Below are 14039 nucleotides of genomic sequence, written 5' to 3'. Positions count from 1 at the left end.
GTCGTGTAGCCCGACGCGGCCCGAGCGGCAAGATATTCGCCGGTGGGTTGCAATCACGCTGGGGAGAGCGCTCGCACGGAACCTGGAGCTGGAAGGCCCGAAACCGGCCGAATCAAGCCCGCGACAGCGCCTGGAGGCCCTTGAATGTCAGGCGCTTGGGGTCGGTGACGCCAGCGAGATAGAGCCGGCGGATGAAGGCGATGACGGCGTCGCGGTCGCAATCGGTCAGCGCGACGACGGCGTCGACCGCGATCTTCTGGGCTTCCATTGGGCTCACCTCGGCCTTGCGAGTAACCCCGGCCGAGACAGCCTAGGACTCATCCGTTAAATCGGCGTTAACTGTTTGGGAACCATCGCCGATTCAGCCGGCCCGCCGTATACGCAAAACAACGCATTGCGGGCGCGCGAAGCGGCTCAGCGCGCCTTGATGCTCTGTGTCAGCAGCGCAAACTGTTTCTTCAGCCGCGGCACGGCAAAGTCGGTGAACGCCCGCACCTTGGGCACCGAAAGCCGGCCCTGCGGGCAGATCAGATGCGCCGGCATCTCCGGATCCTCGTCGCCGGCCAGCACGATCTCGAGCTCGCCGCGCGCGATCTGCTCGGCCACCTGGTACGAATACATCCGCGCCACGCCGCGCCCGGCGACGGCGGAGGCTACGGCCGCATAGGTGCTGTTGACGACGAGGCGCGGCGTGAACTGCACCGTCCGCGCCACTGATGAGCCGGCCTGCGGCGCGAAGGTCCAGGAATTCGGCAGGTGCGCCATCGCCACGATCTGATGCTTTGCGAGATCGCCGGGCTCGGTGATGCGCGGATGCTGCTTCAGATAGCGCGGCGCCGCCACCACGACGCGGCTGATTCCGCCGACCCGCATCGCGACCATCGATGAATCCGCGAGAGGCCCGATGCGAAGCGCGATATCGACCCCCTCCTCGATCAGGTTGACCGCGCGATCGAACAGCAGGAGCTTTGCCGACACGGTTGGATAAGCGTCGAGAAACGCATCGAGGATCGGCCGCAGCACCATCTCGCCCGATACGATGGGCGCGGTGATGGTGAGCAGGCCGCGCGGCGCCGTGCGCGGTCCGGCGGCGATGTCGTCGGCCTCCTCCAACTCGGTGAGCACGCGGCGGCAGACCGCGACATAGCGCTCGCCCTCCTCGCTCAGCTTGATCGACCGCGTGGTCCGGTGCAGCAGCTCGGCGCCGACCCGCTCCTCCAGGAAGGCGATGGCGCGGCTCACGGCCGCCGGCGAGCGGCCGAGCTTGCGGCCTGCGGCAGCCAAGCTGCCCTCATCGACCGCAACGACGAACACCTTCATCGCATCCAGACGATCCATGCCTTCCTGCCGCCCCATCACATTCCGGTGACAGGCTAGGCGTTCGTCCCCGCCGCGACAACCTCCGCCGGGCGCCGATCCGGCATTCGTTCGCGCCGCGTAACAGTGTCTGCCGGACGACGTGTATTCGCAGCCGGGGCGCTGCGGCGTACGTCAACGGGCAAGCCAGCCGCTGCCGGCGCAGGTTTTCAACAACAGGAGCCCGTCATGGGTATCGAGCAGAAAGTCGCCATCATCACCGGTGCATCGCAGGGCATCGGCGCCGCCCTGGTCCAGGGTTTTCGCGATCGCAACTATCGCGTCATCGCAACGGCGCGGTCGATCAAGCCGTCGGGCGATGACGATGTCCTCGCCGTTGCCGGCGACATCGCCGATCGGAGCACCGCCGAGCGGGTCGTCTCCCAGGCAATTGCCCGCTTCGGCCGCATCGACACGCTGGTCAACAATGCCGGCATCTTCGTCGCAAAGCCGTTCACGCAGTACACGGCCGAGGACTATGCGGCGGTGATGGGCACCAATGTCGCCGGCTTCTTCAACATCACGCAGCTGGCGATCGCCGAGATGGAGAAGCAGGAGTCGGGTCACATCGTCCAGATCACGACCACGCTGGTCGATCACGCCAATTCGAACGTGCCCTCGGTGCTGGCCTCGCTGAGCAAGGGTGGGCTAAACGCCGCGACCAAATCGCTTGCGATCGAATACGCCAGGCGCGGAATCCGCGTGAATGCGGTGGCGCCCGGCATCATCAAGTCGCCGATGCACGCCGTCGCGACGCATGCGCAGTACGGCGCGATGCATCCCCTGGGTCACATGGGCGAGATGTCCGACATCGTCGATGCCGTGCTCTATCTCGAACGTGCCTCCTTCGTCACCGGCGAGATCCTGCATGTCGACGGCGGCCAGAGCGCCGGCCATTGAGCGGAGGAGAGGCGCGATGCCCATCGTGACCATTCAAGTGACCCGCGAAGGAACGACGCCGGGAGCGGCATCGCTCACGGCGGAGGAGAAGGCGGCGCTGATCAAGGGTTCGAGCGAGCTCCTGCGCGACGTGCTCGGCAAACAGCTCGAGTCCACTTTCGTCGTGATCGAGGAAGTCGACACCGACAATTGGGGGTGGGGCGGCCTGCCCGCGCTGGAATTCCGGCGCCGCCGCGCTGCCCGGACCGGATGATGCGCGCGCCGTTTTGCGCAAGAGGATGACATGACACATACGAAGCAACACATGGAGACCCGGCTGCATCAGCAGCCGGGATCAGCGTCGCAAGCGACGTGGCGATACGCGGTGGCGGGCTTGTCCGCATCGCTGGTCGGGCTTGGTCTCGCCCGCTTTTCCTACACGCCCCTCATCCCGGCCCTGATCGCGGCAAAGTGGTTCAGCGCCTCCGACGTCGTCTATCTCGGTGCAGCGAACCTCGCAGGCTATCTCGCCGGCGCGCTCACGGCGCGAGCTGTGGCTGCACGCATCGGCGCAGTCCGCGCGCTGCGGGCGATGATGCTGCTCGCGACCCTCTCCTTTTTCGCCAGCGCAACGCCGGTATCGTTCACCTGGTTCTTCGCCTGGCGCTTCCTGTCTGGCCTGACCGGCGGCATCATCATGGTGCTGGCCGCCTCTGTCATTCTGCCCCACACCTCAGCTGCGCGGCGCGGAATTGTCGGCGGCGTGATCTTCGCGGGGGTTGGCCTCGGCGTCGCCGCATCTGGCACGCTGGTGCCGCTGTTGCTGCAACAGGGTTTGCAGCAGAGCTGGTATGGTCTCGGCGTGCTTTCGGCGCTCCTCACCCTCGCGAGCTGGTGGAACTGGCCTGCGGAAGCCAAGGCCGATGCTGCACCTTCGCATCAAGCAAGGCACCATCGCGCCTCGCCCGCGGCCCGCGCCCTGCTGGCCCAATACGGCCTCAATGCGGTGGCCTTGGTGCCGCACATGGTCTTCATCGTCGATTTCGTTGCGCGCGGCCTCGGCCAGGGCATTGCCGCGGGCTCTCGCTATTGGGTGCTGTACGGCCTCGGCGCCATCGTCGGCCCGCTCGTCACCGGCCATCTCGGCGATCGTTCGGGTTTTGGTCCGGCCTTGCGCGCGGCATTCCTGATCGAAGCGGCCGCTGTGCTGCTGCCGACCGTCAGCACCGCGCCGCTCTCGCTGATCGTGTCGAGTGTGGTGGTCGGCGGCTTCACGCCCGGCATTGTGCCCCTCGTGCTCGGTCGCATCCATGAGCTCGTGCCGCACTCCACCGAGCAGCAGCGCGCGACGTGGAGCCATGCTACCACCAGCTTTGCACTGTTCCAGGCAGCAGCAGCCTACGGCTTCTCCTGGATCTACGCGCAGACCGGCGGCGACTATCTCGTGCTGTTCGGTCTCGGCGGCGGCGCCGTGATGGTAGCGCTCGCGATCGACCTTGGCCTCGCGCTCATCACGCGCAAAGCATAGAAGCAGGCGGCGGCGCGATCAGGAATACTGCATCACGCCGTCGTCGATCCGGCCAAAGCGCAGGGAGACGATGTCGAGCGCGTAGTTCTGATACAGCCGCCATGGCCGCTTCGAACCCTGCTTCGGCATTTTTGCGATCGAGCGCTGGACATAGCCCGAGGTGAAATCGAGCGAGGGCTGCGCGGTGATATCAGGGTCGTCATTGTGCGGCATGCACTGGCGGAAATTGTGCCGGTCCATGTAGTTGATGAGACGGCAGACATATTCGCAGGTGAGATCGCATTTCAGCGTCCACGACGCATTGGTGTAGCCGAAGGCCGAGGCCATGTTCGGCACGTCGGCATACATCATGCCCTTGTAGGTCAGTGTGTTGGCGAAATCGACCACGCGGCCGTCGACGCTGACCTCGAGGCCGCCGACGGCCTGGAGCACCAGCCCCGTCGCCGTCACGATGATGTCCGCGGCGAGCTCGCTGCCGTCCCTGAGGCGGATGCCGTCGCGGGTGAAGGTGTCGATCTCATTGGTGACGACGGCGGCGCGTTTTTCGCGGATCGCCTTGAAGAGGTCGCCGTCGGGCACGAGGCACAGCCGCTGGTCCCAGGGATTGTAGCGCGGCGTGAAATGGGTCGCGACGTCGTAGTCGGGCCCAAGTGCCATTTGCACGCCCTTGAGGATGAGGTCCTTCACCTTCGCAGGCCGGCGCCGGCTGAGCTGGAAGAAGAACATCCCCCACATCACGTTGCGCCAGCGGATGACATGATAGGCCAGCCGCGTCGGCAGATTGCGCCGCAGCTTGTTCGCGACGGGGTCCTGCGCCGGACGCGACACCACATAGGTCGGCGAGCGCTGGAGCATGGTGACCTGCGCCGCCTTCTTGGTAAGCTCCGGCACCAGCGTCACCGCGGTCGCGCCCGAGCCGATCACGACGACGCGCTTGCCCGCGTAATCGATGTCCTCGGTCCATTTCTGCGGATGGACGATGCGTCCGGCGAAATCCGCAACGCCTTTGAATTCGGGGGTGTAGCCCGCCTCGTACTTGTAATAGCCCGAGCACATGAACAGGAAATTGCAGGTGAAGCGCACCAGCTCGGTCGCGCCCTCACCCGTGATGCGCTCGGCCTCGATGGTCCAGCGTGCATCCGGCGTCGACCACGCCGCGCGCTTGACGCGATGGCGGAAGCGGATGTGCTTCTCGATACCGTTCTCGGCTGCGGCCTCGCGCACATAGTTCAGGATCTGCGGCCCGTCCGCGATCGCCTTCGGATCGGTCCACGGCTTGAAGGAATAGCCGAGCGTGAACATGTCACTGTCGGATCGGATGCCGGGATAGCGAAACAGATCCCAGGTACCGCCGATGCAGTCGCGGCCCTCCAGGATGACGTAGCTCTTGGTCGGGCATTTCGTTTGCAGATGATAGCCCGCGCCGATGCCTGATAGCCCGGCGCCGACGATGAGCACGTCGAAATGTTCTGGTTGCATGGTTTCCTCCGCCGAGGAGGATTGTCCGCCTGCGGCTGCGGACCGTCAATTGGCAATCAGCCGTGCTGCAACTGCAAAGCGAGTTGAATTCCGTGCGCCGAAACAACGAAGCCCCGGATCGCTCCGGGGCTTCGCGTCGATGGTCGGCTGAACCTGTGGCTCAGTAGCGGTAGTGGTCCGACTTGTACGGGCCTTCCTGCTTCACACCGATATAGTCGGCCTGATCCTTGCGCAGCTCGGTGAGCTTGACGCCGATCTTGGCGAGGTGCAGGCGCGCGACCTTCTCGTCGAGCGACTTCGGCAGCACGTAGACTTCCTTCTTGTATTTGCCGTCCTTGTTGTTGGCGAACAGCTCGATCTGCGCCAGCGTCTGGTTGGTGAAGGACGCCGACATCACGAAGGACGGATGGCCCATCGCGTTGCCGAGGTTCACGAGCCGGCCTTCCGACAGCAGGATGATGCGGTGCTTGTCGGGGAACTCGATCTCGTCGACCTGCGGCTTGATGTTGGTCCACTTCAGGTTACGCAGACCCGCGATCTGGATCTCGTTGTCGAAGTGGCCAATGTTGCAGACGATGGCGCGATCCTTCATCGCGCGCATGTGCTCGATGGTGATGATGTCCTTGTTGCCGGTGGCGGTGACGAAGATGTCGGCGCGGGGCGCGGCGTCTTCCATGGTCACAACCTCGTAGCCTTCCATCGCGGCCTGCAGCGCGCAGATCGGATCGACTTCCGAGACCATCACGCGGCAGCCGGCCTGACGCAGCGAGGCGGCCGAACCCTTGCCGACGTCGCCGAAGCCCGCGACCATCGCGACCTTGCCCGACATCATCACGTCGGTGCCGCGGCGGATGCCGTCGACCAGCGATTCACGGCAGCCATAGAGGTTGTCGAACTTGGACTTGGTGACGCTGTCGTTGACGTTGATGGCGGGCCACAGCAGCGTGCCGGCCTTCTGCATGTCATAGAGACGATGCACGCCCGTGGTGGTCTCTTCGGACACGCCCTTGATGCTGTTGGCGATGGCGGCGAAGTAGCCCTTCGGCTTTTCCTTGAGCTGCTTCTTCAGCAGCGCGAAGAAGACTTCCTCTTCCTCTGAGCCGGGCTTGTCGAGGAAGGCGGTGTCGCCGTTCTCGGCGCGCAGACCGAGATGGACGTACATGGTGGCGTCGCCGCCGTCATCGAGGATCATGTTCGGATGACCGCCGCCGTGCCAGTCGAACAGCTTTGCGGTGTAGTCCCAGTAATCCTTCAGCGTCTCGCCCTTGACGGCGAAGACGGGAATGCCGGCAGCGGCGATCGCGGCGGCGGCGTGATCCTGCGTCGAATAGATGTTGCAGGAGACCCAGCGGATGTCGGCGCCGAGTGCTGCCAGCGTTTCGATCAGCACGCCGGTCTGGATCGTCATGTGCAGCGAGCCGGCGATGCGCGCGCCCTTCAGCGGCTGCTTCGGGCCGAACTCCTCGCGGGTGGCCATCAGGCCGGGCATCTCTGTCTCGGCCAGCGAGAGCTCCTTGCGGCCGAAATCGGCGAGAGAGATGTCCTTGACGATGTAATCAGTGAAGCCGGGCTTCGCGTTCATAGGGGGTTCCTGTTTGTTTGGCTCGTCATTCCGGGGCGCTCTTGAAACGAGCGAACCCGGAATCCGTAAGGTTCGAGATTCCGGGTTCGCCGCTGTCGCGGCGCCCCGGAATGACGCAAGTGACTTAGAGCGCGCGCTTGAGCTGCTCGACGAGGTCGGTCTTCTCCCAGGAGAAGCCGCCTTCGTTGTCCGGCGTGCGGCCGAAATGGCCGTAGGCCGAGGTGCGCGCGTAGATCGGGCGGTTGAGATCGAGATGGGAGCGGATGCCGCGCGGGGTGAGGTCCATCGCCTTGGCGGCAGCCTTCTCGAGCTGGTCCTCCGACACCTTACCGGTGCCGTGGGTGTCGATGTAGATCGACAGCGGACGCGCAACGCCGATGGCGTAGGCGAGCTGCAGCGTGCAGCGGTCGGCAAGACCGGCGGCAACGATGTTCTTGGCGACATAGCGCGCCGCGTAAGCCGCCGAGCGGTCGACCTTGGTCGGATCCTTGCCCGAGAACGCGCCGCCGCCATGCGGGGCCGCGCCGCCATAGGTGTCGACGATGATCTTGCGGCCGGTCAGGCCGGAGTCGCCGTCGGGACCGCCGATGTAGAACTTGCCGGTCGGGTTGATGTGCCAGATGGTCTTCGGCGTGATCCAGTCCGCCGGCAGCGCCTCGCGCACATAGGGCTCGACGATGTCGCGGATCTGCTTGGACGAGAGGTCCTCGACCAGATGCTGGTGCGAGACCACGATCTCGCGCACGCCGACCGGCTTGCCGTTCTCGTACTGCACGGTGACCTGGCTCTTGGAGTCCGGGCCAAGCACCTTCTCCTTGCCGGAGTGACGGGCTTCGGAGATGAGACGCAGGATCTTGTGGGCGTAGAAGATCGGCGCCGGCATCAGATCGGGCGTCTCGTTGGTGGCGTAGCCGAACATGATGCCCTGGTCGCCAGCGCCCTCTTCCTTGACCTCGCCCGGCTGCAGCGCATCGACGCCCTGCGCGATGTCGGCCGACTGCGGATGCAAGAGGATCTCGATGTCGCAGGTCTTCCAGTGGAAGCCGTCCTGCTCATAGCCGATGTCCTTGATCGCGTTGCGGACGACGCCCTCGATCTGCTCGTTGGTCACCGACTTCGGACCGCGGGTCTCGCCGGCGATCACGACCTTGTTGGTGGTCGCGAGTGTCTCGCAGGCGGCGCGGATCTGCCACGGATCGATGCCGGCCTTCGGCCCCTCGCGGTAGAACAGATCGACGATTTCATCGGAGATCCGGTCGCAGACCTTGTCGGGATGGCCCTCGGACACGGATTCGCTGGTGAAGAGATAGGACGCGCGCATCAGTAACCCCTTGTTCCGCCGCCGCTAAGCTAGCGGGTGTTTGCGATGTTTAGACTTGGATTATGTCAATCACGCCGTCGCGAGATGACGTAGGATTCGTCGAGAAACCAGAGCCCGTTGTACTTGCGCAGCACGTCCCGGGCGGCATCCAGAGTGCGGCCGTTTTGAGTCATTTCTGTCAATCGGTCGTCCTCGATCTGCGCCACATACACCGCCGCGTTCCACGCTGCAAAGGCCGTCGAGGTTCCGATGGAGCCCGTTACCTCGTTGGGCAGCGCTTCCATATCATACCTGAAGATCGAGCGGTTGTCCGCATAAGCATTAAAATTTAGGTCGCGGCCCAACGATCCGAGCTCATACTTAACCGCGCGCAATATCTCATGGCGGCTGACCGCGAAAGGGTTTTCTCCGGGCCAGATCGCCTGGATCATTTCCATGCCCGGATCTTGACCGTGAGAGTGGATTCCGATCAGCCTCCCACCCGGGCGAAGTGCCCGCGCCAGGGGCGCAATGATCCGTTTTGCCCGGAAATTGACCGAGGACAGGGCGCGGTAGGGCTGGGAGGCGATGACGAGGTCGAAATTAGCCTCGGTCTGGCCCGGGCGTGGAATGGCCGAATCCAGCAGGAACCGGTGATCCTCGCGATAGAGCACGAGGACGACGGGCCGCTCATAGAGCGGCATGGCCGTGCGGGGGCTGATCGCGGCGCGCCAGTTCTGCTCCAGGAACGGCCTGAGCTCGGCGATCTGCTGCTCGAACTCGCCCGATGAAGCGCCCCTCAGCGGGACCTCGTGCCAGACGGTGGCGGCGGCCGCCGCGGGCGACGCCGGCGTCAGCCAGGGCGCCTCCGAGTAGAACATGTTGGTGAAGACAAACACCGACGCCGGATGCTCGAAAATGCGGTCCGGCACCTTCTCCAGCGTCAGGCGCAGATCCTCGAGGCTCAGCTCCTTGCCGGCGACATAGAACGGCATGTGCGGGTAGCGCTGATGCGTCGCGCGCAGCACCCGCGCCAGCACCGTGCCGTCGCCGACGCCTGCATCGAAGATGCGCAGCGCCGGCGGACGCGGATGGATGGTGGAGAGCTCCAGCGCCACGCGGTCGGCGATCACCCGCTTCTCGCTGCAGGTATGGACGAACAGCAAATATTTCTGCCGGTTCTCGAAGAAGCGGAAATTGCCGCGCGGATCGCGCTTTTCCGGCGGCACCTGGAGGCCCCGCGGCGGCGGCAGGCCGCCGGTCGTCGATGCCGCGATATAGGCCTGGATCCGCTCCAGTGTGTCGATGGTGATGCGTTTGCCCTCGCGCAGGCGATGCACGAGCTTCCCATCGTTCACCGCGCGGCGGCCAAAGGTCGATTCCGCCATGTCCGCCTTGCGGCAGAACTCGGTGATCTGGCTCAGGATTTCGTCGTTTTTCATCGGTGGGAAGTCGGTGGGCAGCGGCGTTGGGCCCCACCTCGTAGCAAATTCTGCCCACTGAGGGAATAGCCCGCCCTGCTTTACTCCACGTCCAATGACGAGCGCGTGAACCCCGGGGCACCGCCGGGCAACAAACCAGCGCCTCTCCTCTCATGGGACCACCGCCATGCGTCGCCTGCTCGCCGCACTCTGCCTGCTCACCGCCGCGCATTGGACCGCACCCGCGCTGGCGCAGGCGCGCAGCCAGCTTGGCCCGCTCTGCACCACCGAGACCACGCCGGCGGACCAGATGGTCGACGCCTGCACCAAGATCATCGCCCTGAAGGTGTTCAAGGGCGAGCAGCTCGCGACCGTCTATTTCTGGCGCGCGGTGGGCTGGAACAAGAAGGGCGACTACGCCAAGGTCATCGCGGACGCCACCGAAGCGATCCGGCTGAAGCCGAGCCAGGCCGTCTATAATTTGCGGGGATCGGCCTATTACGACAAGGGCGACTACGACATCGCGATCGCCGATTTCGACGACGCGCTGAAGCTCGGCGCACCAAGCGGAATCATCTTCCACAATCGCGGCAATGCCTGGCGCGGCAAGCGCGATTATGCCAAGGCGATCGTCGACTACGATGCCGCCATCAAGGCCGATCCGAAATCGGCGTTCTCGTTCCAGAACCGCGGCATCTCGAAAGAGGCGCTCGGCGATCTCGACGGCGCGCTCGCCGACATCAACCAGGCGATCCGGCTCGATCCGACGCTGCCGCAGCCGCTGATCAACCGCACCTCGATCTGGCGCGCCAAGGGCGAGCTCGATCGAGCCATCGCCGACGGCAGCGAGGCGATCCGGCTTGCCAAGGAGAAGCCGCCGGTCAACATCATGACGCCGCCGAACAGCGTGCTGATCTCCGGCTACACCCATCGCGCGCTGGCCTATGAGGCGAAAGGCGACTACGCCCGCGCACGCGAGGACTACAACGCGACGCTGGCGATCGTGGCTTCCGATGCCGTCAGCAAGGCCAATCAGGCCACCGCAAAGGTGCGGCTGTCGCTGGTGACGGACGCAGCGGCGCCGATCCCGCGCGATGCGCCCTCACCCGCAACGCAGGCGGCGGCGGCCCCTGCTCCGCAGCAAACCGTTGCCGCACCCGCCCCTTCGCCTGCTCCGGCGGTTCGCGGCACGCGCATGGCGCTGATCATCGGCAACGGCGCCTATGCGCATGTCAAGGCGCTGCCCAACCCGCCCAACGACGCGCGCGCCGTCGCCAAGAGCTTGCGCGACATCGGCTTCACGGTATCGGAGGGCGTCGACCTCGACCGCGCCGCGATGCAGAAGATGACGCGCGACTTCTTGCGTGACGCGGCACGGGCGCAGGTCGCATTGGTCTACTATGCCGGCCACGGCGTGCAGGTCGATGGCCGCAACTACCTCATTCCCGTCGACGTCGAACTCAAGCCGGGCACGAACATGACGGAGGCGATGATCGATATGGACACGATCATGGCCGGCCTCGACGACCAGGTCCGCACCAACATCCTGATCTTCGACGCCTGTCGCAACAATCCGATGGCTCAGCAGGTGGCGAGCGCCGGCACCAATCGTGCCATCGAGGGCGCCTCGGGCCTCGCAGCGCCGACGAGCCTGGGTGCCGGTGCGACGCTGGGCGCCGGCACGCTGATCGCCTTCGCCACCGCACCGGGCCAGGTCGCGCTCGACGGCGAAGGCGCCAACTCGCCGTTCTCCGCCGCGCTGTCGCGCCACATCGGCACGGCAGGCCTGGAGGTGCAGCAGATGCTGACACGGGTGCGGGCCGAGGTGGTGTCGAGCACCAGGAACAAGCAGGTGCCGTGGTCGAACTCGTCGCTGCTGGGCGAGGTTTACCTGGCGGAGAAGTGAGGGCGCGGATGCGCCGCCACGTCAGGATGGCGCTGCCATCGGCTACATACTCAGTGTCATCGCCCGGCTTGACCGGGCGATCCAGTTCCGAGACGCCAGTGCTTCACCGAGAAGCCGCAGCGTACTGGATTGCATGATGTGCGGCCATCCTCTCAGGATGGGGCGCCGGCGGACCCTCGAGTTACTGGATGGGTCCTGTGAGACCGTGGGAATCTTGGGACCGCCGGCGTTACGGTCTGACACGCGCACGGTAGAGAGGGCCTGAGCCCGCATTGCAATCCGGCGTGCCGACCAGATCCATATTCTGTCGGAGATCAGCAGCATGGGCAAGATGATGATCGGGATGGATGTCGCCAAGGAATGGATCGACATTGGCATCGCGGGCGATGGCCGGGTGAAGCGGATCGCGAACAATGAGCGCGCGATTGACGCTTGGCTGGCCAAGATTGGCCCTGACACGATCGGGCTGGTCGCTTTCGAACCAACAGGCGGCTATGAGCGGCATCTGCGCCGGTGTCTCAGCCGGGCGAAGGTTGCCTTTAAGCAAGTGCATCCGAACGAAGTCGTCGCCTATCGCAGGCGGCGTGGCATCAAGGCCAAGACGGACCCCATCGACGCCAGATTACTGGCCGGCTTTGCCGCCGAGGAGCTCACTCGCCGCGAACTCGAGCCGGTTCCGGAGGCCGATGAGGTCTTACGTGAACTCACGGCGCGGCGCCGGCAATTGCAGGCTCTGCTGCATGCCGAGACCTGCCGCTGTGACGTGGTGGACAGCGCCATTGTCCGCAAGAGTCTGCAGGCGGTCATTGCCATCCTTGAGCGTTCGCTGGCTGCCGTCGATAAGGCCATTGCCGAGTACATCGCAAGCTCGGCGCATGCCCAGACCAGCCAACGGCTGCAGACCTTCTGCGGAGCCGGCCCCGCCATCGCGGAGACCCTGATTGCCGAGCTGCCGGAGCTCGGACATCTGTCAGGCAAGAAAATTGCCGCGCTTTGCGGCCTTGCCCCACACGCCCGCGACAGTGGCAAGCGGCGCGGCCATGCGTCCACCGGTCATGGTCGCCCAGGCGTGCGCAAAGTACTCTTCAACGGCGCCCGCAGCGCCATCCAGCACAATCCGGTCATGAAGGCCTTCTACCAGCGCCTGGTCGACGACAATCACCGTCCGGGCAAGGTCGCGCTCAGCGCCGTGATGCGCAAAATGCTCGTGACGCTCAACGCCATGATCCGGGACGGATCAGATTGGAGACGCGCAGCCAAGCCTGCGGCATGAGCCGTCGATCACGCCAAGCTCACGCGGCAACGCGCGGAACCGGTCAAGGCCGGCATCGCCGCCGCGCAGCGGTCGCCTTGACCGGCGAGCACGATGCCGCACTCTCGCCCGTGATCGCCCCCTTGACGAACATCACGGTAGATTCCCCGCTTTCGCGGGGAATGACGGCGAGCATGCGGAGGCTTACTGGCCCCACACTTCCTTGGCGATCTCGACCGCGAGACCGAGCTTGGCCCACTGCTCCTCCTCGGAGAGGATGTTGCCCTCTTCGGTCGAGGCGAAGCCGCATTGCGGCGACAGCGCGAGCTGCTCCAGCGGGGCGAACTTGGCGGCCTCTTCCAGACGGCGCTTGATGTCGTCCTTCTTCTCGAGCTCGCCGAACTTCGAGGTGATGACGCCGACCACGACGACCTTGTTGCCCTTGGGCAGGAAGCGCAGCGGCTCGAAGCCGCCGGCGCGGTCAGAGTCGTATTCGAGGAAGTAGCCGTCGTAATTGGTGCCGGCAAGCATGGTCTCCGCCACCGGCTCGTAGCCGCCCGAGGAGATCCAGGTCGAGCGGAAATTGCCGCGGCAGACATGCGTCGTCACCACCATGTCGGCCGGCTTCTCGGCCAGCGCGTAGTTGATGATGCGGGCATAGATCTGTTGGAGACCGTCCGGATTGTCGCCGCGCTCGCGCGCCTTCTGCAATTCGTCCTGCGAGCAGAGATAGGCCCACACGGTGTCGTCGAACTGGAGATAGCGGCAGCCGGCGTCGTAGAACGCCTTGACCGCCTTGCGGTAGGTCTTGCCGAGGTCCTCGTAGAAGGCGTCGAGATCGGGATAGACGTCCTTGGAGATCGACTTGCGGCCGCCGCGGAAGTGCAGCACCGCCGGCGACGGGATCGTCATCTTGGCGGTGACGTGGGCCTGGTCGGCGACCTTCTTCAGGAAGCGGAAGTGGTCCAGCATCGGGTGGCTGTCGGGGAAATCGAGCTTGTCGATCACGCGCACCGCGTCATGACGGGTCTGCACGCCCGTGAACTGGATGCCGGTGTCGGGATGGAACAGCTCGCAACCGGTGAGCTTGGCGAGGAAGTCGAAATGCCACCAGGAACGGCGGAATTCGCCGTCGGTCGCAAGCTTCAGGCCGATCGAGGCCTGCTTGTGCACGACCTTCTCGATCTCCATGTCCTCGATCTTGCGCAGATCGTCGACCGAGATCTCGCCCTTCTCGAGCTTGGCTCGGGCGTCCTTGATCTTGGCGGGACGCAGAAGGCTGCCGACTTCGTCGGCGCGGAAGGGGGCTTTGATTCGCTGCATTTGGTACTCCCGG

At 65.0% G+C, this 14039-nt stretch carries 12 protein-coding genes; 5 read left to right on the top strand and 7 right to left on the bottom strand.

The features are described from left to right. Window positions 1-112: 112 nt before the first annotated feature. Both QA642_RS17865 and QA642_RS17860 read right to left on the bottom strand, forming a co-directional pair. Window positions 113-268, bottom strand: coding sequence for a hypothetical protein (locus tag QA642_RS17865; protein ID WP_014493894.1), 156 nt, complete (start codon window positions 266-268; stop codon window positions 113-115). Window positions 269-414: 146 nt separating this feature from the next. Continuing rightward, window positions 415-1338: a LysR family transcriptional regulator gene (locus QA642_RS17860; RefSeq protein WP_283085798.1), complete on the bottom strand. Its 924-nt coding sequence runs from the start codon at window positions 1336-1338 to the stop codon at window positions 415-417. A 207-nt stretch (window positions 1339-1545) separates the two neighbouring features. Between QA642_RS17860 and QA642_RS17855 the strand changes: the two genes are divergently transcribed. Genes QA642_RS17855 through QA642_RS17845 form a run of 3 tightly spaced genes read left to right on the top strand, consistent with a single transcriptional unit; the run spans window position 1546 to window position 3763 of the window. Continuing rightward, window positions 1546-2256, top strand: coding sequence for an SDR family NAD(P)-dependent oxidoreductase (locus QA642_RS17855; RefSeq protein ID WP_283085797.1), 711 nt, complete (start codon window positions 1546-1548; stop codon window positions 2254-2256). A 16-nt stretch (window positions 2257-2272) separates the two neighbouring features. Then, on the top strand, window positions 2273-2509 hold the full coding sequence (locus QA642_RS17850; RefSeq protein ID WP_283085796.1) for a 4-oxalocrotonate tautomerase family protein: 237 nt from the start codon (window positions 2273-2275) through the stop codon (window positions 2507-2509). 30 nt (window positions 2510-2539) lie between these two features. Then, entirely contained in the window at window positions 2540-3763 is a 1224-nt protein-coding gene (locus QA642_RS17845; protein WP_283085795.1) for an MFS transporter, read from the top strand. A gap of 18 nt (window positions 3764-3781) precedes the next feature. Here QA642_RS17845 and QA642_RS17840 read toward each other — a convergent pair whose 3' ends face one another. From QA642_RS17840 to QA642_RS17825, 4 genes are all read right to left on the bottom strand, one after another. Next, complete coding sequence (locus QA642_RS17840) at window positions 3782-5242, bottom strand: NAD(P)/FAD-dependent oxidoreductase (protein ID WP_283085794.1); 1461 nt, start codon at window positions 5240-5242, stop codon at window positions 3782-3784. A 160-nt stretch (window positions 5243-5402) separates the two neighbouring features. Beyond that, the gene (gene ahcY / locus QA642_RS17835; RefSeq protein ID WP_283085793.1) at window positions 5403-6824 is read right to left on the bottom strand and encodes an adenosylhomocysteinase; all 1422 of its coding nucleotides are present in this window, start codon (window positions 6822-6824) and stop codon (window positions 5403-5405) included. A 124-nt stretch (window positions 6825-6948) separates the two neighbouring features. Beyond that, window positions 6949-8145 (bottom strand): methionine adenosyltransferase, encoded by a 1197-nt coding sequence (gene metK / locus QA642_RS17830; protein ID WP_283085792.1) that lies wholly within the window; start codon window positions 8143-8145, stop codon window positions 6949-6951. A gap of 65 nt (window positions 8146-8210) precedes the next feature. Then, on the bottom strand, window positions 8211-9566 hold the full coding sequence (locus QA642_RS17825; RefSeq protein WP_283085791.1) for a hypothetical protein: 1356 nt from the start codon (window positions 9564-9566) through the stop codon (window positions 8211-8213). A 166-nt stretch (window positions 9567-9732) separates the two neighbouring features. Between QA642_RS17825 and QA642_RS17820 the strand changes: the two genes are divergently transcribed. Next, window positions 9733-11451, top strand: coding sequence for a caspase family protein (locus QA642_RS17820; RefSeq protein ID WP_283085790.1), 1719 nt, complete (start codon window positions 9733-9735; stop codon window positions 11449-11451). Window positions 11452-11773: 322 nt separating this feature from the next. After that, window positions 11774-12724 carry a transposase gene (locus tag QA642_RS17815; protein WP_283085789.1) on the top strand — a complete coding sequence of 317 codons (951 nt, stop codon included), beginning with the start codon at window positions 11774-11776 and terminating at the stop codon, window positions 12722-12724. Window positions 12725-12907: 183 nt separating this feature from the next. Here the strand turns inward: QA642_RS17815 and QA642_RS17810 are convergent, their stop codons facing one another. Beyond that, on the bottom strand, window positions 12908-14026 hold the full coding sequence (locus QA642_RS17810) for a cobalamin-independent methionine synthase II family protein (RefSeq protein WP_283085788.1): 1119 nt from the start codon (window positions 14024-14026) through the stop codon (window positions 12908-12910). Window positions 14027-14039 lie beyond the last annotated feature (13 nt).

The sequence above is a fragment of the Bradyrhizobium sp. CB2312 genome (assembly GCF_029714425.1).
Taxonomy (GTDB): Bacteria; Pseudomonadota; Alphaproteobacteria; order Rhizobiales; family Xanthobacteraceae; genus Bradyrhizobium.
Note: the sequence above shows the minus strand (reverse complement) of the source record. Positions and strands in the feature narration are given on the sequence as shown.